This window comes from Streptomyces sp. NBC_00986, from assembly GCF_045162565.1.
Lineage (GTDB): Bacteria > Actinomycetota > Actinomycetes > Streptomycetales > Streptomycetaceae > Streptomyces.
Genome location: NZ_CP108733.1, coordinates 7,995,614 through 8,018,387, shown reverse-complemented (window position 1 = coordinate 8,018,387; position 22,774 = coordinate 7,995,614). Strand labels below are relative to the sequence as shown.

Genomic DNA, 22,774 nt, shown 5'->3' with positions numbered 1-22,774 from the left:
GTCCTGGATGGTCCAGGACATCGTGGACAACGTGCCGAGGGCACGGCACGCCGTGGTGTTGTCCGCGGACGGCATCCCGCGCGGGTCCACGGACGACCTGACCGGCCAGGACGTGCGAACCATCTCCGCGGCCATGGCGGGGATGCAGTCGCTCAGCCGGGCCACCGCCCACTTCGCCGGGCTGGCCCAGGACCGGCAGTGGATCCAGACGGTCATCGAGTTCCAGCACGGCTGGGTGTTCCTGATCGGGGCCGGGCAGGGGGCGTACCTGGCCGCCGCCGCGGAGCCCGACGTCGACATGGAGCAGCTCTCGTTCCGTATGAACCGGCTGGTCTCCCGGCTGGGCAACAACCTCACGGCCCCGCCGCGGGTGACCGCCGGTGAGGCGGCCCAGAGCGGGGACACCTCCTCGGCGCTGCGGGACGGCGGGGGCGGGAACGTCTTCCTGCTCGCGGAGCTGGACAAGGCGGTGGCGTCGGTTCCGGGCGCCCTGCACGCTCTGCTGCTCGGCGCGGACGGTCTGCCGCGCGGGGCGAGTTCGGGGATCGGCAGGAACCTCGCGGACACCATCTCGGCGGCCATGACGGGCATCCACGCCTACAGCCGGGCGACCGCGCCGTTCGCCGGTGGGCAGCAGGACGACGAATGGATGCAGACGGTCATCGAGTTCGAGCACGGCTGGGTGTTCCTGATCGCGGCCGGCGAGGGGGCCTTCCTCGCGGCGTCCGCCGAACACAGCTGTGACATCGAGGAGTTCACCGTACGACTGGGCGACACGATGGCGGGGCTCACCGCCGGGTCGGCCACTCGCGGAGGAAGGACGGGCGATGAGTGACGAACTGGACGGCGAGCTGGAGCTGACGGCTCCATTAGTCCCACTCTTCGTCATCGCGCAGGGTCGCGCGCTGCCACGGGAGACCGAGTACGAGCACACCACGATCATCACGGCCCAGGAGGGTGCCCTGGCGGCGGCCCGCACGCTGGCCCCCGAGGCCCGTACGGTCATGGATCTGATCGCGGACGGGTTCCTCTCGGTCGCCGAGGTCGCCGCGCACACCCGGCTGCCCCTGGGCATCGTCCGCATCCTGCTGGCGCAGATGGCCGAGGACGGTCTGATCCATGTGCGCAATCCGGTGCCCCACGCCGAACGCCACGACCCCGTCCTGCTGACCGCCGTGCTCGACGGCCTGATGCGAATTCGAACCGGAGCGTAGTCCCGTGTATCTGGATCCCGACGTCTCCCGCTCCGTGAAGATCCTGGTCGTGGGCCACTTCGCGGTCGGGAAGACCACGTACATCGGAAGTGTCTCCGAGATAGAACCGCTCCAGACCGAGGAGGAGATCACCGAGGCCAGCGAGGGTCTCGACGACCTGTCGGAGACCCCGGACAAGACGACCACGACCGTGGCGATGGACTTCGGGCGGCTCACCCTCGGCGAGGACCTGGTCCTCTACATCTTCGGAACGCCCGGGCAGGAACGCTTCAAGCAGATGTGGGAGGGGCTGTCCCGGGGAGCGCTGGGGGCGCTGGTCCTGGCGGACCCCGAGCGGCTGGAGGAGACGTTCCCCGTCCTCGACCTGGTCGAGGCGTTCGGTCTGCCCTACGTCATCGGCGTCAACACGTTCGAGGGGAAGCACCAGTTCCCGCTCGACGAAGTGTGCGAGGCACTCAACATCTCGGAGGAGACCCCGGTCATCCACTGCGACGTCCGTGACCAGGACTCCTCGATGCAGGCACTCATCACGCTCGTGAAGCACCTCTTGTCCTCACTCGGCTAGGAGCCAGCATGCAACAGCCCTTCGACACGTCCGGGGCGCCGGCCGGCTGCCCCGCGCACGGCAATGTCCCGCTGTACGGGCCCGACTTCGGCTCCGACCCCGAGAACACCTACGCCCGGCTGCGCACGCTGGGGCCCAGCGCCCCGGTCGACATCGCGCCGGACGTCGAGGTCGAGCTGGTGACCAGTTACGACGCGAGTCTGTACATCCTGCAGAACCCGACCCTGTTCGTGCGGGACTCGCGCCGCTGGAACGCCCTGAACGAGGGGAGGGTACCCGCGGACAGCCCGGCCGTGCCCATGATGGGTTACCGCCCCAACGCCATGTTCAGCGACGGCGCGGCGCACGCCCGCCTGCGGCAGGCGGTCACGGACAGTCTCGCGACCGTCGACCAGAGCCGGATCGTCCGGCTGACGCAGCAGTCGGCGGACTACCTGATCAGCCAGTTCGGCTCCGAGGCCTTGGGGCAGGCGGAGTTGATGTCCGCCTACGCCCAGCCGCTGCCCCTGCTGGTCTTCGGTGAGCTGTTCGGCTGCCCGCCCGAGCTCGGCGACCGTGTGATCGCCGGAATCACCGGCGTCTTCCAGGGCGTCCCGGGTTCCGACGAGATACTGGGCGGCTCGGTCGCCGAACTGATCGCCCTCAAGCGCCGGCAGCCGGGCGAGGACATCACCACCCGGCTGATGGTGCACTCCTCCCGGCTGACCGACGAGGAGGTGCTGCACCAGCTGGTGACGCTGCTGGGCGGCGGAACCGCACCCCTGGCGGCCGCGATCGGCACCAGCGCCGCGCTGTACCTCAGCGACGACTGGCCGACCGGCCTGCCGGTCGAGGACGCGGTCGTGAAGACGTTGTGGAACTACTCGCCGATCGCCAACTACGCGGGCCACTACCCCACGCAGGACGTCGAGTTGGGCGACCGGACCCTACGGGCGGGCGACCCGGTCGTGATCTCCTTCGCGGCGGCCAACACCGACCCCAAGCTGACCGCTCACCGCGAACAGCTCAGCTCCAAGGCCCATCTGGCGTTCGGCGCCGGCCCGCACGGGTGCCCGGCGAAGGACCCGGCGTTCATGATCACGGCCACAGCCGTCGAGTCCCTGCTCAACCGGCTGCCCGACGTCGAGATGCGCGTCCCCTTCAAGGAACTCTCGTGGGTGCCGGCGCCGTGGAGCCGCCAGCTGGTGACCGTGCCCATCCGGTACACCCCCCGCGCCGTGCCGTCCGCGACCAGGGCCCGGCCGGCCCGGCCGTCGTCCGCTCAGGTCGCGCCGTCGCCCGCCGCCATGCCGCAGACGGCGACGGGCGGCCGGCCGTCGCACGCCGCTCCTCGCCCCAAGGGCGGGATGTTCAGCCGCTTCCGGGCCTGGGTGAATGGCGAGTGACGTGAACAACCTGCGAAAGCACTGTGTTGTCGGATGATCCAAACACCCCACGGGTACGGATGGCGGCCGGCAGACAGGAGCCACCGTCGTGGGAAGCCTCACGACTCCGGCATCGGACCGTCGGGCCACCACCTCCCTCCTCTCCCGTCTTCGGACGGCTGAGGGACAGGCCGATCCCTTCCCCGTCTACGCGGAACTCAGGGCGCGTGGCACAGTCGGCCCCGCGCCCTGGGGCGGTCACCTCGTGACCAGCTGCAACGCCTGCGGGCCATCCACTGCGATCTGCGCGCGGGCGCGGACACCTGCCGATTCCGTATGCCGGAGTCGGCCTCGGACTCGCACCCGCCTGGGGCGGCGCCATGGGACGTCTGATCACGGAGGCCGGTGCCGCCCGGGTCCGCGAACTCCTGCTCACCCGCGACGAGTTCGACGCGCCCACGGCCCAACGCCTGGGCCTCCTCCACAAGTCCGTGCCCCTCGACCAGCTGGACGACAGCATCACCGCGTGGACCAAACCCCTCGCCCGGCGCTCCCCGGAGGCACTCGTCCTGACCAAACGCATGCTCGCCGGCTACGCGAAAGCCGCCCGCACCAGCGACACCGCCCTGCTCGACTCCCACCTCCTCGCCGCTCAGCTCGCCCAACCTCGCTGACCGGTACCGGCGGGTGACGCGGCAGGCCTCCCGCGGAACCCCTGTGACAGAGTGCCGGCCCGCCGCTTACCCCCGTAGCGGCGGGCCAGGCAGCTGCGGGACAGCTCCACGACGTGTCAATCCAGCGCCCGGCCCTGGTTGGTGGAGGCGCCCGCCCCACGCGGAGCGTCCTCTCCGAAGAGCAAGTTCCACCAGCTCAGAACGATTTTTCCTGGGGTCACTGGTGGGGCGGGTGGGACTCGAACCCACGGCCGACGGATTATGAGTCCTTCGAGGATCTTGGCGGTCCTTGTCGATCAACGCTCATCCATGGCGTTTTTGCAGTTCAGACGCCATGAACCGTGTCGGCCCATCTCTGCCTTGCCTGTCTGTTCCTATCCTTGCGTCCCGAACGCGTCCCGAATCCGCCGCAGATGAAGAACGGCACAGGCCACCGAGCCGATCGCGCCGGCTCAGAGCGGTGCGTCGATCTCGCGCGCGGCGGATTCCCTTTCCGATACACGGAGGATGCGGCCCACTTCGCTGTGCGAAGCATTTGTGGCTGTTGGGTTTGAGGGGCCACGGCGTCGAATTGTCCACGCCGGGTTATGAACGGGCTGATCGGGCGGTGGCCGACTTCAGTCGGCCGACGGCCCGGGCAAGGTGTCGACGAGGCCGAGGAGCCCTTTCAGTGCCGGCGCGGCGCTTGCCGGGTGGTGGGCCAGGGCGAGGTCCACGGTGGGCATGGGCGCGGTCACCCGCTTGAGCCGCACCCCTGGTATGCGTAGCGCACGAGCACGCCCCTCCGGCACCGGGGCGATGCCGGTGCCCGCGGCGACGCTGAGGAGAAGCTGTTCGTCGTCGGGTTCCTCCCGCACGATGCGCGGCCCGCCGTCGGGCCACAGCTGCCGGGTGATCAGGTCGTGCATTCCGGGGGCGTTCTCGCGCGGCCAGAGAATCACGGGTTCCGCGACGATGTGCCTGCGGGTGACCCTTCGCGCGTGCGCGAGGGAATGATCCGTGGGGACAGCCACGAGAAGTTCCTCGCGGGCGATGTGCCGGCACTCCAGGCCCGCATCGTCCAGCGGGGGGCGTACGAAGGCGGCATCCAGCCTCCCGGCCAGCAGCTCGGTGATGTTGTGCGCGGTCCACCCAGTCCGTACGACGAGATCCACGTCCGGATAGAGCGTACGGAACGCGGCGAGGAGGACGTCGACGGGGCCGCCGCGGGCGGAGCGGGTCAGGGCCAGGCGCAGTTGTCCCTGCCGTCCGCCGACGGCCGCACGGATCCGTTCCTGCGATGCGTCCGCGTGGGCCAGCAGTTCGCCGGCTTCACGGGCCACGACCTCACCGACGACGGTCAACCGGCAGCCCCGGCTGCCTCGTTCGAGCAGTGGAGCGCCGATGTCCCGTTCCAGCGCCCTGATCTGCTGGCTCAGAGCGGGCTGGGCGATGTGCAGCCGCTGCGCGGCCCGGGTGAAGTTCAACTCCTCGGCCAGCACGAGGAAGTACCGCAGCCGCCGCAAGTCCATCCGTCAACTATAAGCACGGCTTATGGCATTGAACATGGCTGGTCTTGGACAGGTCGTCAACTCCCCGCCGACAGTGGGAAGCACACGGTTCAGCGATCAAGGGGGAGACATGGGCGACAGGTTCGACGCGGTCGTCGTCGGCGCCGGGGTCATCGGGCTCACCACCGCGCTGCGCCTGCAGCAGGCCGGTGCCCGCGTTGCCGTAATCACGGCCGAGCAGTCCGCCGAGACGACGTCCTCCATCGCTGCGGCCGTCTGGTACCCGACCCACACGCGGTTCGAGCCGCGCGTACTGGAGTGGGCCACCCGCACCCACGACGAGTTCGCCCGTCAGGCGGCGGAGGGGGTGTCCGGCGTGGTCATGCGCCCCACCCGGATGCTGCTGCGCGGCCGGCCCCATGACATCCCCTGGTGGGCCGCGGCCCTTCCCGACTTCCGCATCCTGCGCGGGGACGAGGTACGGGCCCCGTTCACCAGCGGCTGGGCGTTCACCGCTGCGACCGTCGAGATGTCCCGCTACCTGCCCTGGCTCCAGCAGGCTTTCTCCACGGCGGGCGGCACACTGATCCGTCGCCGTGTCGACGCCCTGGAACAGGCAGGCGTATGGGCTCCCGTGGTGGTGAACTCATCCGGCCTGGCCGCCCGCACCCTCTGCGGCGACACCGAAGTACGGCCGGCGCGAGGACAGTTGGTTCTCGTCGCCAACCCCGGGCTGCGCACATCCGTGCGCGACGCGGACAACGCCGACGGCTACACCTACGTCCACCCCCGCAGCACGGACGTCGTCCTCGGCGGCACCTTCGAGCTCGGCGAGTGGGACACCACCCCGTCCCCGGCCACCGCCGCCGCGATCCTGCGCCGCTGCACCGAACTGGTGCCGGAACTGGCAGGCGCCCCGGTCCTGGGCCACCGAGTGGGCCTACGGCCCCATCGGGACAGCGGCGTCCGCCTCAATGCCGATCCACGCCCGCCCGGCCGGATACGACAGCTGGTGCACAACTACGGCCACGGAGGCGCCGGAGTCACCCTGACCTGGGGCTGCGCGGACGCCGCAACCGCCCTTGCCGCCGGGGCCGTTCGGCCGGGATGAGCCTCCGCCACCGCAACTCCCCTTCGTACGGCCCCGCACATACCCCTGCACCACCGTCTGTACTGCTCCCTCCTCAAGGACTGGGTGTGCACCGATGGACTCCGTCGAACCCGCAGAGATCAACACTCCCGCCACAGCGCCCAGTGGGACGCAACCGCAACCCGGCGGGCCGCCGGTGAAACCTCCTGGCAGGGTGCGCCGCCGCACGCTGCTGCTCACCGCGCTCGGAGTGACAGCCGTCGCCGTGCCGTTCGCGGTGCTCGCGTCGAGAGCCGACGACGCCGCACCCCGCAAGGTCGTGTTCACCCTCCCCGACGGCTACGCCGGCTGCGTAGCGTTCAGCCCGGACGGAAAGACACTGGCCGCCGGGCTGTCCGGGGTCCGGGGCACAGACAGCACGCTGTGGTTGTGGGACGTGGCCGAGGGCACCGCGACCGCGCCCTGGCCCGACCAGATCGAAGACGTGACGAAGATGGCGTTCAGCCCGGACGGCAAGACCCTGGCCACGGTCGACGGAACCCTTCAGGTGTCCCTCTGGGACCGGGCGTATCGGACCCGCAGCCTCCTGCCCCATCCCGAGCTCCCCCTGGACCTGGCGTTCGCCCCGGACGGCAGGACCCTGGCCACCGGTGGCCGCTACGGCGCGGCCTGGCTGTGGGACCTGCCGACCCACACCGTCACCGCCACACTGACGACCCGGGGCGTGGCCGTGGTCAACTCCGTGGCGTTCAGCCCGGACGGAAGGACCCTGGCCACCGGCAGCGCGGACCTGGCCATCAGCCCGGTCCGGTTGTGGGACGTGCTCACCCGTACTGTGCACGTCACCCTCGACGCCCCGCTCTGGCACGGCTTCAAGCCCGTCGCGTTCAGCCCCGACGGCGGAAGCCTGGCCACCGGCAGCGCCGACGACATCGTGCGCGTGTGGGACACGTCGACAGGCACCGTCGACGCCACGCTCACCGGCCACACCGGCCCGGTGAGGACGGTGGCGTTCAGCCCGGACGGGAAAACCCTGGCCACCGGCAGCGAGGACAGGACCGTGCGGTTGTGGGACACGAGCACGCTCGACGTCGTCCCCGTCGACATCCTTACCGGCCACACCGACGAGGTGACATCAGTGGCCTTCAGCCCGGACGGCAGGACCGTGGCCTCGGCAAGCCTCGACGGCACGGTGCGGCTGTGGCCGAACCAGTGACCCCGACTCCCTTGGAAACCACGTCAGTCGACCATGGGAAGGACCCCGTCATGGCTGTCAGAGACGCGGAGCCCGCAGCCGGAACGATGTTGCGCGGCAGAGGCGGAACCGCATACCTGGAACGCGAGAGCGTCGAGCTGGACCGGGCAGGGATCCGGCTGGTCATCCCCCTTGACGCGATCGAGACCGTCCATGTCACCAGGGACGGTCGCCCGACCGCCGAGATCCGGCTGAACTCGGCGGCCGCCCGAGCCGAACCGGCAACGGTCTACGCGATCAGCTCCCGCCGTGCCGAGGAAGTGAAGGCCTTCGCGTACGCCGTCAACGCGGCGCTCCCACGACAGGACAAGGCGGAAAGACGCATCGACGGCGCGGCCCTCGTGACGGCCAGGGAGCACCCCTGGCCGTCCAGGCCACGGCCCAGAGCATTCCTTTCCCCGGGCCGGTGGTGGGCCTGCGCGACGCTCGCCTGCCTTTTCGCCGCCGGGCTGCTGCTCCCTGTGTCGGCATGCGACGGGCGCCTCGCCCAGCTCTGGGCCGACACCTTCCCGGGGTTCGTCCTCGGCTGCCTCCTCGCCCGCAGCACGTGGCGTGCCGCGGTGGCCTGGTGGCTGCTGCACCGTTACGGCGTGACGACCGTCGCCACGATGGCGGGCTACTGCAGCGGGCCCGAGAACACCGAACCCGGAACCGTCGTGTTCGCGTTCACCGACACCGGCGGAACGTCTCACCAATTCGAACGCACGGGCTACCAGTCGTCGCCCGCCAGGAGGATCTCGTACGACCCGGCCAGACCCGACTTCGCCGTGGGGTCGGCACAGCCGTGGGTCAGGACCCTGGCCCTGCTGATCCGCCTCCTCGTCGGCGTGCCCGTCGTGCTCGCCATGGCGGCCTATCTGCTGTGGTACTTCACCACCGCGATGCACGCGTAGCAGGCGCAAGCCCTCCGCCACCGACCGCCGAACGATCGGCCCGTGGCTCGGCCGCCGGCAACCGGCCCGCACTCCCGCCGAAGGCGAAGCCGCCACCCGTTCGGGGAAGACGGCGAGGGCGGACTCACCCAGTTGTTTCCATCAGAAGCCACCGCCAGGCGGACAACGTGAACCGGCCCCGGAGATCAGGCTCGCACGTCTCGCTGCTGAACTTCCTTGAGCCCACCGACCACCATTACGAAGTCGCTCGCGGCGACCTTGCTCATGACCATCCCCGTGGCACTGGTCTTCTTCGCCTCCCAGCGGCACTTCGTCCACGGCGGCACGGCAGGCAGCAGCGGCTCGGTGAACAGGGGAGCCCAGGCCCAATCTCGCACCACCCCACCGCTCGGATGCCCCTGCCCAGCCTTGGTGGGCATCGACGACACGGCATCGGAACAGCCACGCTGCTGAACCCACTACCAGCGGATTCAGTCCGTTCAGGCAAAGTTGACGCTCCGCCACCCAAAAATGAACGTTTCCGCAGGTCAGAGACCTGCACAGGTGGGGCGGGTGGGACTCGAACCCACGGCCGACGGATTATGAGTCCATTGGGGATCTTGGCGGTCCTTGTCAATCAACGCTCATCTTTGACGTTTTCGCAGGTCAGATGCGGTTATCCATGTTGGTGCTCGTCAGCCCTTGTCGGTCTGTTCCTGTCCTTGTGGCCTCAACTCGGCCTCAATGAGGCCCGGCAGGGTCGAACTGAAGAGATGGAGGACGATCGCGCCAGTTCAAGGACAGGGTTCGAACCCGCGCGCAGCGGAATTCCCTTCCGATACGCAGAGGCTCCACCCCGAATGTCGGGGCGGAGCCTCTGTGGCCGTTTCCGCAGGCCAGACGTTGTCTCGTCAGCTTATCCGGCTCGCTCTCCTTCTTCCAGAGCGATCGATGGACGACGGACTGCTGGCGAGCATCTCCCTGGCGCACCATAAGACGGTGTCGCCGCGCATCCACATCGCCCGGCGGTGGTCGCTGGCGGCGCAGGCGAGAGCGGTGACGGCCTCCAGGCAGTCGCGGCGGATCGCCTCGCCGTGGCTGACGCGTACCGACCGTTCGGCGGCGCGCTCCTGGAACCGGCCGCTGACGATCGAGCCGCGGACGCTACTCGTGACGACAGGGCGAAACGGACACGCCTACGGCCCTCAGCTCGCTGTCGCGTACACGATGAGGTTGTCGACAGGGTGCCCCTGCGCGTCGAAGTCGCCGTCGCACGTGATGAGCCGTAGAGCACGTTCCTGGGTCGGCCCGTAGACCTTCTCCGTCGGGAAGGCGTTCTTGGCGACGCTCTCCTTGGCCGTGACGGTGAAGTGGAGGGCTTTTCCCGTCTTGTCGGTGACGGTGATGTCCGCGCCCTCCTTGATCTTCTTCAGGTCGTGGAAGACGGCCTTGCCGAAGCGGGTGTCGTTGTGGCCGATGATGACGGCCGCGCCGATCTCACCGGGCACCGCACCGCCCGTGTACCAGCCCGCGGTCATCCCCTCCTGGGCCGGCGGGACCTGGACCGTCCGGTCCGTGTTGAGGCCCAACTCCATCAGCGAACTGGTGATCCCCACGGAGGGAACGGCCACCTCGGCAGGGGCCGCCGGAGCGTCGGCCGCAGGCCGCTCGGACTTCGGAGCGCCCGACGCGGCGGCGGGGGCGGTTGGGGTGACCCGGACCGTCGGGTCGGGGCCGGACGAACAGCCGGTGAGCAGGGTGACGAGGGTCAACAGGGTGAGGGTCGCGAGGCTGGCCCGGGACAGGGCCGGACGGTGTGCAGGGGGCAACTCGGGCTCCAGAACAGGGTGCGAGGGTTCGCCGGAACGCACAGGGCGCCGCCTGGTGAAGGGCGGCGCCACCGTTTCGTACGAGAGGCCGTGCTGCCGGGTCAGCCTTCGCGGCGGGCGGTGGTGCGGCGGCGCAGTACGTAGGTGCCGGCTCCCGCGAGCAGCAGCGCGCCGGTGGCCGAACCGATGAGCGTGCCGGTGTTGTCGTCCTGGGCGGGGGCCTCGCCCGCTGCGACACCGCCACGCGGGTAGCCCTTGCCTCCGGTCTTCTGGGCTTCGGCGGCCTTCTTGGCCTCGGCCTCCTTGCTCGTCCCGGCGGCCTCGGCCTTCTTCTTCGCCAGGGCCTCCTTGTCGGCCGAGGTCGGGACGGTCGCGCCCGGCGTCGGAGTCGCGTCGGTGGCGAAGGCCGCGGTGGCCGGGACGAGCAGCGCGCCGGCCGCGACGCCGGTCAGGACAGCGATACGCAGCGGGCGCAGGGTGAGACGGCGGGACATGTGAGGGCTCCAGTTCCAGCCCGGCTTGGTCGTTCCTGGTTGCCGATCCGCACCAGGTTCCGGGCATGGCTTCACCCTGGCGGCCACTTGTGAGGAAACTGTCAGAGCGCTGTCGTCATCCCATCAGGGTCGACCGGGGCCCTCCGGCTTCCGTGACTCGGCTGTCGGCAGCCGCAGGGTGAAGGTGGCCCCCTCCCCCTCCGTGCTCGCCGCGTCCACCGTGCCGCCGTGGGCCTCGGCGAGCTTGAGGACGATCGCCAGGCCGAGGCCGAGGCCGCTGCCGCCGGTGCCGCGATTGCGGGACTTCTCCGCCCGCCAGAAACGGTCGAACACGTACGGAAGGTCGCCCGCCGGAATACCACTGCCGGTGTCGGACACCTCCACGGCGAGTTCGTCCCCCGGGTCGGTGACGTACCGGCGCAGGGTCACCCTGCCACCGGCCGGGGTGTGGCGCACCGCGTTGGAGAGCAGGTTGCTGACGGTCTGCCGCAGCCGTACGGGGTCGGCGTCGAGGAGCGGTGGGTGAGGGGTGCCCGGCGGCGGTGTCAGGACCGTGAGGGTGACGCCCGCCGTCTCGGCCAACCCCTGGTAGGCGGCGGCGACCTGGCCGAGCAGCTCGTCGATCCGTACCGGCTTCCGGTGCAGCCGCAGGGCGCCCGCGTCGGCCGCGCCCAGGTCCTGGAGGTCGTTGATGAGGTGCTGGAGCTGCACCGCCTCCTCCAGGAGCGAGGAGACGAACGCGGGGTCCGGCACGGCCAGTCCGTCGTGGGCCGCCTCCAGCCAGCCCCGGATGTTGCTCAGCGGCGTTCGCAGCTCATGGGCGACATCGCTGACCATCACCTTGCGCTGCTCCTCCAGGCGGGCCCGGTGCGCGGCCATGTCGTTGAAGGCCGCCGTCAGCCGTCCGATCTCATTGTCGGAGACGACGGGCACGGGCACCGGCGTCGCGTCCAGGCCCTCCCGCATGCGCTGGGCGGCGCCGGTGAGCGCGTGCAACGGGCGCACGAGCCTGGCTCCGGCGAGCACCGAGGCGCCGACGGTGAGGGCGAGTACCAGGGCGGTGACACCGGCGATGCGTGCGGTGTTGGCGCGGGAGAGGTCGAAGCCAGGCACGCCGGCGGCACCGGGGCCGTCGATGAACAGGAGTGCGGGCTCGGCGACATAGCCCGTGAGCTGTTCCCGGCGGGCGCTTTCGACACAGTTGGCCACGGCCCGGTCGTACGCGCTGTCGCGGATCTCGGCGGGGGCGTAGTCGAGTGCGCCGCCGGAAGCCGCTTTGCGTTCGGCCGTCGCGGCTTCCTCCGCCTTCTTGGCGGCCAATGCCTTCGCCTCCCGATCGCTGAGGCCGTCCTCGGCGCCGGAGACCGCGTCGTCCCGCCCGTATGCGTAACTCCGGTCCCAGGACAGGTCCAGGTTCAGTTTCACGGCGGTGCGACCCTGTCGTTTCAGACACGCGTCAGCCAGTTGGTTGAGGGCGCTCAAGGCCTTCCGCTCGGTCGCGGTGGGACCGACCGGGAAGGACGCAAAGCACTTGGCCTCCATGCCACGGTCGGTGACGCTGCCGGTCCCCCCCTCGGTCTCGTCGCTCACGAACTGGACGCCGGGCCGTCCGCCCGGGCTCTCGACGACGTCGGCGGCGATACCCACCTGGCTGAGGCACTCCACCCTCCCGGCGGCGGCCTTCCGCAGCTCGTCGTGTTCCTTCGCGGGCAGCCGGAAGGGCCCCACGGCCCGTGGATCGACGCGGTCGGCGCCGGCCTTGGCCGCGTCGGGCACCAGCACGGTGTCGACGGAGCGTGGATCCACGACCGCCGAGGCCTGCTGAGCGAGCAGATCGTCGGACGAACCGCCGCCCGCTGAGCGCGAGTCGGCCGAGTCCACGATCGGGCGTCGGCCCGGCGTGGTGAGCACGATCCGGCGCCCGGACTCCTGGGCCAGATCCCGCACGGTGGTGTCGACGCCGTCCCAGTCGGGGTGGGTGGCCGCGTAGCCGAGGAGGGTGTTGTAGATCTTCGCGTCGGACTTGAGGTTCTGCCCCTGCTCCTGGCGGATCGCGACGGAGGTCGTCTGCACGGCCAGCCACGCGGTCGCGGCGACCGAGCACGAGGCCACCAGCGCCGTCACGGTCAACAGCCGCCCCGCCAGGCTCTTGCGCAGCGGCAGCCGGGCGGCCCCCGCCGCACCTCCCCTGTCAGGACGACGCATGGCGCACGTCCTTCGCGGGGTCCGTGAGTTTGTAGCCGACGCCGAAGACGGTGATGAGGCGGGCCGGCCGTCGTGGGACGCGCTCGATCTTCTTGCGCAGGTTCATGACGTGCATGTCGACGGTCCGGCCGCTGATGTACTTGTCGAAGCCGTGCAGCTCGTCCAGGAGCCGTGCCCTGGTGAAGACCCGGCCGGGCTCGGCCGCCATCGCCGCGAGGAGACGGAACTCACCGGGCGTGCACTCGACGGGCGTCCCGGCGACCGACACCTCGTGCCGCGAGGGATCGACCCTGAGCACGCCGACCGTCAACACCTCGTCGTCCGGGGCCGCTTCGGGCTCCGAGGCGGGAGCGGGGGCGGGTACGGTCGCCGGAGCCGGGCCGGGGCCGCGCCGGTTGCGGCGAAGCAACGTCCTTACCCGGGCGGTGAGTTCACGCGGACTGAACGGCTTGGTCATGTAGTCGTCGGCGCCGAGGTCGAGGCCGAGCAGCAGATCGTCCTCGGTGCTGCGGGCCGTCAGCATCAGCACCGGCACCTCCCGGCGTTCGGCGCGCAGGATCCGTACGACGTCGAGACCGTCGGCCCCAGGCATCATCACGTCGAGGACGACCAGGTCGGGTTCCTGGTGCCGGACCGTCTCGAGAGCCGTCCGGCCGTCCTCGACGACCGTGACGGCGTGACCCTCGTGCTCCAGGTAGCGGCGCACCAGTTCGGCCTGCTTCGCGTCGTCTTCGGCGACCACAATGTTTGCGCACACGCCGCAGATCGTAGCGACCGCCGGCGCCGGGAGGTCGGAAGTGCCCTTACCGTGAGGGCGGTTCGGTGGTGGACAGGCGAGGGTGCAGGGCTGCCGTCGAGCGTCCCGTGAGGTCGAGGAGCAGCTCGGCGAAGAGGGCGTCGCCCCACCCGAACCAGGGGCGGGTGGAGGTCGCGGGGTCGTCGACGTGGAAGCTCTCGTGCATGGAGCCGGTGCCCCCGTCGGTGCGCAGCAGCAGCTCCGCTGGGCGGGTCCGCTCGGCCTCGTCGTCGCCGGTCAGCGCCTGCATGGTCAGGGAGAGCGGCCAGATGTGGTCGGGCGGGGTGTGCGGGCTGCCGATGCCGGACGCCGAACTGCCCGCGTAGTAGAAGGGGTTGGCGTCGCTGAGGACGAACTCGCGGGTGCGCGGGTAGAGCTGTTCGCCCGGGTCGCACCAGCCCAGGTAGGGCAGCGGGAGGAGGCTCGGGATGTTGGCGTCGTCCTTCAGCAACTGCCCGCCGAGACCGTCGACTTCGTACGCGGACACCGTCGGGTCTGCCCCTGCGGTCACCCCGTGCGTACGCACCCCGGTGGCGATCTCGGCCGAGAGGGCCGTGGCGTCGGCGGCGAGGCCGGGGCCACCGATCGCCGTCGCCAGCTCGGCGAGACCGCTCAGCGCGGCGGCCGCCATGGCGTTGGACGGGACCAGGTAGCCGTGGTGGCAGCGGTCGTCGCTGGGGCGGAAGCCGGCCCAGGTCATGCCGGTGGGCGCGACCGGCGCGCCCCGGCCGCCGCGCGGCAGCGAGTCGAACGCGTCGTCGCCGAGGCGCCGGAACTCGTACGGTGAGCGGTTCTCGTGGTCCTGCTCGACCCGCCACAGGGCGATGATGCGGCGGGCGGCGCGGACGAAGCGGTCGTCGGCGGTGAGATGGCCGAGACTGCCGGTGGTCCGCCAGATGCCGTAGGCCAGCTGGAGCGGGGCGCGAGACCATGTCGAAGGAGAGGAATGCCTGCTGCTTGTCGTGGACGCTGCTCAGCGCCGTCGCGACATCCTGCTCCGAGAGGCGTGCCGCCGCTGATGGGCACGGCTCCGGGGCCGAGCGTCACCATTGCGGCTGCCCTGGCGGCCGGTGACCATGGCGTTCCGGCTGCCCGGGACAAACGCTTTCGTGAAGACTCCGCTCCGGCGGTGAGGTCGGGGCCAGTGCCACCGAAACAGCCCGGTTCCCAGGCGTAGGGCAGCGATACGTCTATCCGGAACGGGAGGCGGCGGCAGACCTCCGGGCCTGGGCGGGGCAGGTCGCGTCGCGTCCTTCGGCGCTCCAAGGGCTCTTGGCGCCTCTCACGGTGGCCTTGATGACCACCTCCACCGATACGACGTCCGGGTCTTCGGCGTGGCGGGCGCCGGCGGCCGTACAGACCACCTGGGCGAGGGCATCTCCGAACAGTGGTTTGACAGTGGCGGGGAAATCCGCCGGGTCGTCGAAGCGCAGCTCGATCGACACCTTGGCGCCATCGGTCCGGACCGTCGGATCCTTCTTCAGCTTCCGCAGCAGGCTGCCCATGCCCACGCTCAGTTCGGATCTGGTCGGGCCCTGGAACAACAGTCGTACGGCCGCTTCGACGCGGGGCCGCTGGGGGATCCTGCGGGGGGCCGCGACCAGGCCGCCCTTGCCCGTGAAGTAGAGCGTGATGGTCGACCGGATACCGGTGGCGGGTTCCCCCGAGCCCACCACACCGGTCGTGGGGATGCCGCAGGCGCCGAGCAGGAGCGCCCCCGCGAGAAGAAGCAGCGCGGGCCGGACGGCCCGGTGGACAGGGCTCACCGATGGCTCCCCTCGGCCGGTTCGGCCGGTACTGGTGGTGGCTCGTCATGTCTCAGAGGGAGCTCTACGGTGAAGACGGCGCCGCCGTGCGGACCGTTCGCCGCCTGGATGGTGCCGCCGTGCAGGTGGACGTTCTCCGCGGTGATGGCGAGTCCGAGGCCGCTGCCCTCGGTCCTGGTGCGGGCCGTGTCCGATTTGTAGAAGCGGTCGAAGACGTGGGGCAGGACGCTTTCGGGGATGCCCGGTCCGCTGTCCAGCACTTCGATGACCGCCCGCCGCCCGTCGTCCGGGTGTTCCCACTCGAAGAGGTGCAACCGTACGGGGCGTCCGCCGTGGCGGAGGGCGTTCCCGACCAGGTTGGCGACGATCACGTCGAGGCGGCGCGGGTCGAGGCTGCCGCGGAGTGTGCCCGGCGGTGGAAGCCGTGCCTCGACCGTCTCCAGCCAGGCGCGGGACGCGAGGGTGCGCCGGATGGAGTCCGCGAGGTCGATCTCGTCCAGGTGCAGACTGGCCGCGCCCGCGTCGAAGCGGGACATCTCCATCAGGTCCTCGACCAGGCGGGCCAGCTTGACGGTTTCCTCGCTGATGAGCCGTACGGCGGTGGCGGTGTCGGGGTCGAGCTGGGCCGCGTCCTCGTCGAGGATGTCGGTGACGGCGGACATGGCGGCCAGCGGAGTGCGCAGTTCGTGGGAGACGTCAGCGGCGAAGCGGCGGGCGCGGGTCTCCATGCGGCGCAGTTCGGCGACCGACTCCTCCAGGGCGGCGGCGGTCTCGTTGAAGGTGTGGGAGAGGTCGGCGAGTTCGTCGGAGCCGTTGACGGTGAGCCGGGTGTCGAGGTGGCCCTCGGCGATGCTGCGGGTGGCCCGGCGCAGCTCGCGTACCGGCCGCAGTACGCCACGGGCGGCCAGCAGCGCGAGCAGGACGGCCAGGATCAGCGCGGGCACCGTGGCGCGCTCGACGGCGGGGACCAGGGCCTGGACGTAGGCCTGTTCGGTGGTCTGCGGCACCGTCAGGAAGACGGCGAGTCCGGACGGGTCGGACGTGGGCCGCTCCGCGGTGCCGAAGGTGACCGGCACGCCGACGACGAGTGCGGGGCTGCCGTGTGTCGTCACCCGCTGGAAGACGGTGTTCTCGCCGGAGGCCACGGCCTTGCGCAGGTCGGGCGTCAGCTGCTCGAACGGGTCCTGCGGTGAGGAGGTGGCGCTCAGGCCGTCGTAAGTGGCCAGCACACGCCAGTTCTTCGACGGTTCGGAGCGCGCCAACTGCTGTGCGAACAGGCTCAGTTGGTTCTGGTCCGGGGGAAAGTCGAGGTCGGCGGCGAGGTCGTCGACATGGTCGCGGAACTGCCCGATCACTCCGTCCTGGCTCTGCTGGAGCACCCCCGTGCGCGCCTCCCGGAACGTCAGGGCGCCGGTGGTCAGGGTGGCGACGCCGGCGACCAGCAGGAAGGCCATCAGTAGTCGGCCGCGCAGGCCGCGCAGCGGCGGGGGCGCCTTCACCGTGATCTGAACTGGTAGCCGAAGCCGCGCACGGTCTGTATGTAGCGCGGCTGTCCCGGAGGCTCACCCATCTTGGTGCGCAGCCGTTTGACGCAGGCGTCCACCAGCCGTGAGTCACCGTGGTAGCTGTGCTCCCAGACGGCTTCCAGCAGTTGCTGCCGGCTGAACACCTGACCGGGCGAGGCGGAGAGGGTCAGCAGGAGCCGTAGTTCGGAGGGAGCGAGGGCGACCGGTGCGCCTTGGTGGGTGACGGTCAACGCGGCCCGGTCGATGGTCAGTTCTCCATGGGTTTCTGTCTTCGGCGTGGTTCCGTCGGAGGGTGTGCCGCCAACCCGTCGAAGGACGGCACGGATACGGGCTTCGAGCACGCGGGCCTGGACGGGCTTGACGACGTAGTCGTCGGCTCCCGCTTCGAGTCCGACCACGATGTCCACGTCGTCGCCCCGGGCGGTAGCCATGATGATCGGAACCTGGTCGTCGGCCCCGCGGATGCGGTGGCACACATCGAGCCCGGACATGCCGGGCAGCATCAGATCGAGGACGACGACGTCCGGCCGGAACGACCGCAGCTGTTCCAGCCCGTCCTCACCCGTCCCGGCGGCGGCGACGTCGTGTCCCTGGCGGCGCAGCGCGAGTCGGACACCCTCACGCACGGCGCGGTCGTCTTCGATGAGCAGGACACGTGGCATGTGCTCAGTATCCGTACAACACCAGGCCAGGCCGGTGCTGTTACCGGACGATCACATACTCGCGGGCGGGTGGGCGGACCCGGCGTCCTGTCGCCGCCCATCGGCTGTTGCCGTTTGATCACACTCCGGGCCAGTTCCCATCACACCGCGGGTCCAGCCTCATCCACCATGAACGCACACAAGAGCATGCCGAAGAGGGTCCGCGTTTGCGTGGCGACCGCCCTGGCGATCGGCCTGCTGCCGGTCCTGACCGCCTGCGGCGGTTCGAGCGACAAGACCGGCGCGAGCTCCGACTCCACGGTCGGCGGAGCGAACGCGGCGAACGACAGTACGACGAACGCCGACGGGGCAGTGCAGCTCACCGTCCCGGACGGCGCGGACGCCGAGACCAAGAAGACGTACATCCAGCAGAACACCCTCGCGGCCTGCATGAAAAAGCAGGGCTTCACCTACACACCGCACGTGGTGACGGCGAGCGGCGACGACTCCTTCGCCGGGCTGGACGCGGAGGACTACGCGGCGGCGAAGAAGTCCCGGGAGAAGTACGGGTTCGGCAACTACGCCGCCGCCGTCTACCCCAACGACCCCAATGCCCCCTTCAGCAACCCCGGAGGGAAGGCGGGAGAGAAGCGGGCCGACGGCGTCGCCGACGACGACGAGAAGGGGTTCACCCCCGCCCAGCAGAAGGCGTACGAGGAGGCGCTGGTGGGCCCCCAGGCCAAGTCCAAGGCGGACGAGAAGGTCGGCGGCTGCGAACTCAAGGCGTCGATAGCCGTGAACGGACACGCGCTGAGCGCCGCCGAGCAGAAAAAGGCGGAGAACGCCAAGGCGGAGGCGAACCGCGCGAACGGTCTCGAGCTCAACGGCGACGCCCAACTGGTGCAGCTCGCCCAGGGGTACGCCACCTGCCTGAAGGCACAGGGCATCCCGGTCAGCACCACCCAGCCGACCGGTATGTCTGACATGGTGCGGATGGAGCAGAACGTGCCGGAGAACCACTTCAGCATGTCCAAGGCGGAGGCGCTGCCGCTGCTCACCAAGGAGATCGACCTCTCCCTGAAGGACCTGGAGTGCGGCAAGAAGTTCCGGGCCGCGTACTTCCCCAAGGAGAAGGCCCACCCGTACTACGGCGACAACGCATGAGCCGGTTCAGCAGCCGTAAGCACCTGGGCGCGCTGGTCGGCGCGGTGGTCCTGGTCGGCGCGGGCGGCTGGATCGCCGGTACGCAGGTGCGCTCGCCCGCCGACGCCGCCGCCGCGCACACCGCGCCGAAGGCCGGCCCGGTGACCGTGGCCGTCCAGCGGCAGTCCCTCACCGCGACCGTGGTGGCGTCGGGGTCCGTCGAGTTCGCCTCGCCACGTCCGCTCGCGCTGGCCGGTGCGGTCGGCACCGGAGCGTCCGCGACCGCCGGCGGCGAGGGCGCGGAGCAGCGGATCACCAAGGCACCGGTCGCCGGTACCAAGGTCAAGGAGGGCGACGTACTGATGGCGGTCAACGGCCGTCCGGTGCTCGCGCTGAGCGGAACCGTACCGATGTACCGGGCGCTGGGCCCAGGTGCCTCCGGCGACGATGTGAAGCAGCTCCAGAAAGCGTTGCACCGGCTCGGATTCTTTTCCGGATCGATGAGCGGCAACTACGGCCAGGGCACCGCGGCGGCCGTCACCAGCTGGTACACGAGCAAGGGGTACGAGGCCCAGAAGCCCAGCGCGGACGACGAGCAGCAACTGGGCCAGCTGCAGCAGGCGGTGTCCGCCGCCCAGCAGACGCTGCTCACGACCAACAGCGCGAGCAGCAGCAGCGGCGACGAAACGGAGACAGGGACAGCGGCGGGGACGGAAGCGGGCGCGAGCGGCAGTACGAGCTCGCCGAACCCGCAGTCCAGCACCGACGCACAGATCCACCAACTGCAGCTCGAATCCGCGAGGACGGCGCTGAACATGGCGAACGCCGCGCTCAGCACCTTCCAGGCCTCCTACGGGACGAAGGTCCCGGCCGGCGAGGTCGTCTTCTTCCCGAAGCTGCCCGTACGGCTGAACAAGGTGACGGTGAAGACGGGGGACACCGCGTCCGGCCCGATCGGCACCGTGACCAGCTCCGACCTGGAGGTGCAGGCGGTCGTCCCCGGCGCGGACGCCCAACTGCTGCGGAAGGGCATGGCCGTCGAGATGACGACGACGGACGGCAAGAAGGCGACGGGCACCGTGTCGGCGCTCGGCGCCGGCGCCGCGTCCTCGACGACCACGGCGACGGGCTCGGACGGGGACAGTGAGGGATCCACCGGGACGACCTCGGGGGGCACCGGGAGCGAATCCGCCGGCACCTCCGCTACCGACTCCTCGGCCCCGGTCCAGCTGCGGATCTCCGTACCCAACTCAGGCGAGCTGGCCGACGAGGCCGAGGCCGCGGTGAAGGTGACCATCAAGATCGGTGCCTCGGACGGCAAGGTGCTGGTCGTACCGCTCGCCGCGATCCGCACCTCGTCCGACGGAAACGTCCGGGTGCAGGTCGAGCGCGGCGGCAGACTGAGCGACGTCCATGTCACCGTCGGGCTCTCCGCGGCCGGACTCGTCGAGGTCAAGCCGACCAGCGGCACGCTGGAGCAGGGCGACAAGGTGGTGGTGGGCGAGTGACCCCCGGCCCTGTCCCGGTCCCCGGCCCCGACCTCGCCACCGTCCCCATCCCCGTCGTCTCCGATGCGACCGCCGTCATCGAACTCACCGGTGTGGAGCGGACCTTCGACTCCGAGCCCCCGGTACACGCGCTGCGCGGTGTGAACCTGACCGTCCGGCGCGGCGAGCACCTCTCGATCGTCGGCCCTTCCGGCTCGGGGAAGTCGACGCTGCTCAACACGCTGGGCCTGCTCGACCGTCCCACCTCCGGTACCTACCGGCTCGACGGCGTCGAGACCACCGGGCTCGGCGACCTCGAACGCACCGCGCTGCGCGGCAGTCGTATCGGGTTCGTGTTCCAGTCCTTCCACCTCCTGCCGTACCGCACCATCGACGAGAACGTCATGTTGGCCGAGGCGTACCGCAGGCCACGCCCGGGGCTCGGCCGCGGTACCCGTCTGGCCCGCGCCCGGGAGGCGCTGGACCGGGTCGGGCTCGGGCACCGGTCCGGCTTCAGGCCCGACCGGCTCTCCGGCGGCGAACGCCAACGCGTCGCCATCGCACGGGCGTTGATCAGCGATCCCGCGCTGCTGCTCTGTGACGAACCGACCGGCAACCTGGACAGCGAGAACACCCTCTCCGTGCTGGAACTCTTCGACGACCTGTGCGCCCAGGGCATGACCCTGGTGCTCATCACCCACGACGAGACCGTCAGCCGCCGCGCGGGCCAGCGTGTCCGCATCACCGACGGCCGCCTCACCCTGGAGACCGAGTGAAACTCGCGACGAGGGGGCTGACGAGGGCGGGGACGAGGGCGAAGGCGACACCAGCCGGGACCCGCATCGAACGCCCCTGGATGGACCCCCGGGACCTGTGGACGGAAGCTCTCGCGGGCGTCATGGCCCGCCCCGTACGGTCCGCCCTGACCACACTCGGCACCGTGCTCGGCATCACCACGCTGGTGATCACCATCGGGGTGGCCTCCACGGCCGGCAACCAGATCGTCGGCCGGTTCGACGCGCTCAGCGCGACCTCGGTGACCGTGACCGTGCCGCCTGTGGCGGCCGGTTCGGACGACGAGCCGCTGGTGGACTGGTCGGGGACCGACGCCGTCCGGCGGCTGGCCGGCGTGGACTCGACCGCCGCCCTCGCCGACTCCCCGCTGACCAACAGCGTCCAGGTGCGGTCCAACGACGTGAAGGCGCCCGGCGACGTCTCCGGCCAGACCCTGGCCGTGGTGGCCGCCTCGGCAGGCCTGCCGGCCGGGGTACGCGGTGCGATGACTTCGGGACGGTTCTACGACGCCGGCGACATCGCCCGGCACGCCCAGGTGGCGGTCCTCGGCGACCAAGCGGCACGGCTGCTCGGCATCAAGCGGGTGGAGGACTCCCCGGCGATCTTCTTCCAGGGCCAGTCGTACACCGTCATCGGCATCCTCGGCGGCATCAGGCGCGAGCAGCGCCTGTCCACTGCGGTGATGCTCCCGCCCACCACCGCGGCGGACCGCCTCGGCCTGGAGGGCGTCACCCAGGTACTCATCAACACCGCGCTCGGCGCGGCCCGGCAGGTGGCGCGCCAGGCCCCGATCGCCCTGGCCCCCGGGCAGCGGAACTCCCTCGCCGTGGCGGCGCCGGCCGACCTGTCCAAGGCTCGAAACGGTGTCCAGAACGACGTCAACGGCCTTTTCCTCGTCCTCGGCCTGGTCTCGCTGGTAGTGGGCGCGATCGGCATCGCCAACGTCACCCTGGTGACGGTGATGGAAAGGGTCGGCGAAATCGGGCTGCGGCGCGCGCTGGGCGCCTCGCGACGGCAGGTGGCCGGCCAGTTCCTCCTTGAGTCGACGACGATCGGCCTGCTCGGCGGCATCGTCGGCGCGGCCCTGGGCATCGCCGTCGTGGTGTGTGTCGCCGTCTTCAAGGAGTGGACTCCGGTCCTGGACCTGAACCTCGCCCTCGGCGCCCCGCTCGCCGGAGCCCTTGTCGGCCTGCTCGCCGGTCTCTACCCGTCGCTGCGCGCCGCCCGGATGGAACCGGTGGACGCGCTCCGGGCACCTTCCTAGACCGGCACCCTCCCCAAGTTTGTCAAAGCCGAATGGCCGAGGCAGAAAAAGAAATTCCGTGTTCAGTTCGAGAAAAAGAAAAGAATGAGGAGAATTTCCATGGCTATCAGCAGGATCATCACCCCCGCGGCGGCTGCCAGGCGCGCGGCGCAGGCGCGGCGGAACGCCGTCCTGGAGCGTAAGCAGCGGGCGGCCGCCCGGGCCCGCATGCTGCAGGCCGCTCGCCGTCGCCCCATCGGCGGCTGATGAATTGACACCGGAGAGCGGGCCTTCGGCATTGCGCCGGGGCCCGCCCTTGGTGGTT

At 70.4% G+C, this 22,774-nt stretch carries 22 protein-coding genes and 1 pseudogene; 13 read left to right on the top strand and 10 right to left on the bottom strand.

Going from position 1 to position 22,774, the window contains the following annotated elements; translation table 11 throughout:
• The first annotated feature begins 7 nt into the window (after positions 1-7).
• From OG504_RS35885 to OG504_RS35865, 5 genes and pseudogenes are all read left to right on the top strand, one after another.
• On the top strand, positions 8-835 hold the full coding sequence (locus OG504_RS35885) for a roadblock/LC7 domain-containing protein (RefSeq protein WP_405996524.1): 828 nt from the start codon (positions 8-10) through the stop codon (positions 833-835).
• Positions 828-1,214: a DUF742 domain-containing protein gene (locus OG504_RS35880; RefSeq protein WP_405993510.1), complete on the top strand. Its 387-nt coding sequence runs from the start codon at positions 828-830 to the stop codon at positions 1,212-1,214. Before OG504_RS35885 ends, OG504_RS35880 begins: the two co-directional genes overlap by 8 nt.
• Positions 1,215-1,218: 4 nt before the next feature.
• Positions 1,219-1,779, top strand: a complete 561-nt coding sequence (locus OG504_RS35875) for an ATP/GTP-binding protein (protein ID WP_033280170.1) — start codon at positions 1,219-1,221, stop codon at positions 1,777-1,779.
• Positions 1,780-1,787: 8 nt separating this feature from the next.
• Positions 1,788-3,164 (top strand): cytochrome P450, encoded by a 1,377-nt coding sequence (locus OG504_RS35870; protein WP_405993509.1) that lies wholly within the window; start codon positions 1,788-1,790, stop codon positions 3,162-3,164.
• Positions 3,165-3,431: 267 nt separating this feature from the next.
• Positions 3,432-3,817 (top strand): annotated as a pseudogene (locus OG504_RS35865) (enoyl-CoA hydratase/isomerase family protein); the annotation flags it as partial.
• Between the two features lie 617 nt (positions 3,818-4,434).
• Here the strand turns inward: OG504_RS35865 and OG504_RS35860 are convergent.
• Positions 4,435-5,328, bottom strand: coding sequence for a LysR family transcriptional regulator (locus tag OG504_RS35860; RefSeq protein WP_405993508.1), 894 nt, complete (start codon positions 5,326-5,328; stop codon positions 4,435-4,437).
• Between the two features lie 109 nt (positions 5,329-5,437).
• On the opposite strand from OG504_RS35860, the gene OG504_RS35855 reads away from it, so the two are divergent.
• The 3 genes from OG504_RS35855 to OG504_RS35845 all read left to right on the top strand — a co-directional run bounded on the left by OG504_RS35855 (position 5,438) and on the right by OG504_RS35845 (position 8,545).
• The gene (locus tag OG504_RS35855) at positions 5,438-6,418 is read left to right on the top strand and encodes an FAD-dependent oxidoreductase (RefSeq protein ID WP_405993507.1); all 981 of its coding nucleotides are present in this window, start codon (positions 5,438-5,440) and stop codon (positions 6,416-6,418) included.
• Between the two features lie 193 nt (positions 6,419-6,611).
• The gene (locus tag OG504_RS35850; RefSeq protein ID WP_405993506.1) at positions 6,612-7,613 is read left to right on the top strand and encodes a WD40 repeat domain-containing protein; all 1,002 of its coding nucleotides are present in this window, start codon (positions 6,612-6,614) and stop codon (positions 7,611-7,613) included.
• 50 nt (positions 7,614-7,663) lie between these two features.
• Entirely contained in the window at positions 7,664-8,545 is an 882-nt protein-coding gene (locus OG504_RS35845; RefSeq protein ID WP_405993505.1) for a hypothetical protein, read from the top strand.
• A gap of 185 nt (positions 8,546-8,730) precedes the next feature.
• Here the strand turns inward: OG504_RS35845 and OG504_RS35840 are convergent, their stop codons facing one another.
• From OG504_RS35840 to OG504_RS35800, 9 genes are all read right to left on the bottom strand, one after another.
• Positions 8,731-8,964, bottom strand: a complete 234-nt coding sequence (locus tag OG504_RS35840) for a hypothetical protein (RefSeq protein WP_405993504.1) — start codon at positions 8,962-8,964, stop codon at positions 8,731-8,733.
• Between the two features lie 765 nt (positions 8,965-9,729).
• Positions 9,730-10,353, bottom strand: coding sequence for a class F sortase (locus OG504_RS35835; protein WP_405993503.1), 624 nt, complete (start codon positions 10,351-10,353; stop codon positions 9,730-9,732).
• Positions 10,354-10,454: 101 nt separating this feature from the next.
• Entirely contained in the window at positions 10,455-10,847 is a 393-nt protein-coding gene (locus OG504_RS35830) for a sortase-dependent protein (protein WP_405993502.1), read from the bottom strand.
• Between the two features lie 123 nt (positions 10,848-10,970).
• Positions 10,971-13,052, bottom strand: coding sequence for a sensor histidine kinase (locus OG504_RS35825; RefSeq protein WP_405993501.1), 2,082 nt, complete (start codon positions 13,050-13,052; stop codon positions 10,971-10,973).
• Positions 13,039-13,809 (bottom strand): response regulator transcription factor, encoded by a 771-nt coding sequence (locus tag OG504_RS35820; RefSeq protein WP_405993500.1) that lies wholly within the window; start codon positions 13,807-13,809, stop codon positions 13,039-13,041. The genes OG504_RS35825 and OG504_RS35820 overlap by 14 nt, the downstream gene beginning before the upstream one ends.
• A gap of 46 nt (positions 13,810-13,855) precedes the next feature.
• Positions 13,856-14,758: a glycoside hydrolase family 125 protein gene (locus OG504_RS35815; RefSeq protein ID WP_405996523.1), complete on the bottom strand. Its 903-nt coding sequence runs from the start codon at positions 14,756-14,758 to the stop codon at positions 13,856-13,858.
• 280 nt (positions 14,759-15,038) lie between these two features.
• Positions 15,039-15,614 carry a hypothetical protein gene (locus OG504_RS35810; protein WP_405993499.1) on the bottom strand — a complete coding sequence of 192 codons (576 nt, stop codon included), beginning with the start codon at positions 15,612-15,614 and terminating at the stop codon, positions 15,039-15,041.
• Positions 15,611-17,068: an ATP-binding protein gene (locus OG504_RS35805; RefSeq protein WP_405996522.1), complete on the bottom strand. Its 1,458-nt coding sequence runs from the start codon at positions 17,066-17,068 to the stop codon at positions 15,611-15,613. Before OG504_RS35805 ends, OG504_RS35810 begins: the two co-directional genes overlap by 4 nt.
• A gap of 41 nt (positions 17,069-17,109) precedes the next feature.
• Positions 17,110-17,802, bottom strand: a complete 693-nt coding sequence (locus OG504_RS35800) for a response regulator (RefSeq protein ID WP_405993498.1) — start codon at positions 17,800-17,802, stop codon at positions 17,110-17,112.
• A gap of 168 nt (positions 17,803-17,970) precedes the next feature.
• On the opposite strand from OG504_RS35800, the gene OG504_RS35795 reads away from it, so the two are divergent.
• From OG504_RS35795 to OG504_RS35775, 5 genes are all read left to right on the top strand, one after another.
• On the top strand, positions 17,971-18,945 hold the full coding sequence (locus OG504_RS35795; protein WP_405993497.1) for a hypothetical protein: 975 nt from the start codon (positions 17,971-17,973) through the stop codon (positions 18,943-18,945).
• Positions 18,942-20,432 carry a peptidoglycan-binding protein gene (locus OG504_RS35790; protein ID WP_405993496.1) on the top strand — a complete coding sequence of 497 codons (1,491 nt, stop codon included), beginning with the start codon at positions 18,942-18,944 and terminating at the stop codon, positions 20,430-20,432. Before OG504_RS35795 ends, OG504_RS35790 begins: the two co-directional genes overlap by 4 nt.
• 47 nt (positions 20,433-20,479) lie before the next feature.
• A complete protein-coding gene (locus OG504_RS35785) occupies positions 20,480-21,187 on the top strand; it encodes an ABC transporter ATP-binding protein (RefSeq protein ID WP_405996521.1) in 708 nt (235 codons plus the stop codon).
• Positions 21,188-21,267: 80 nt separating this feature from the next.
• The gene (locus OG504_RS35780; protein WP_405993495.1) at positions 21,268-22,470 is read left to right on the top strand and encodes an ABC transporter permease; all 1,203 of its coding nucleotides are present in this window, start codon (positions 21,268-21,270) and stop codon (positions 22,468-22,470) included.
• Positions 22,471-22,569: 99 nt separating this feature from the next.
• Positions 22,570-22,716: a hypothetical protein gene (locus OG504_RS35775; protein ID WP_405993494.1), complete on the top strand. Its 147-nt coding sequence runs from the start codon at positions 22,570-22,572 to the stop codon at positions 22,714-22,716.
• Positions 22,717-22,774: the final 58 nt, after the last annotated feature.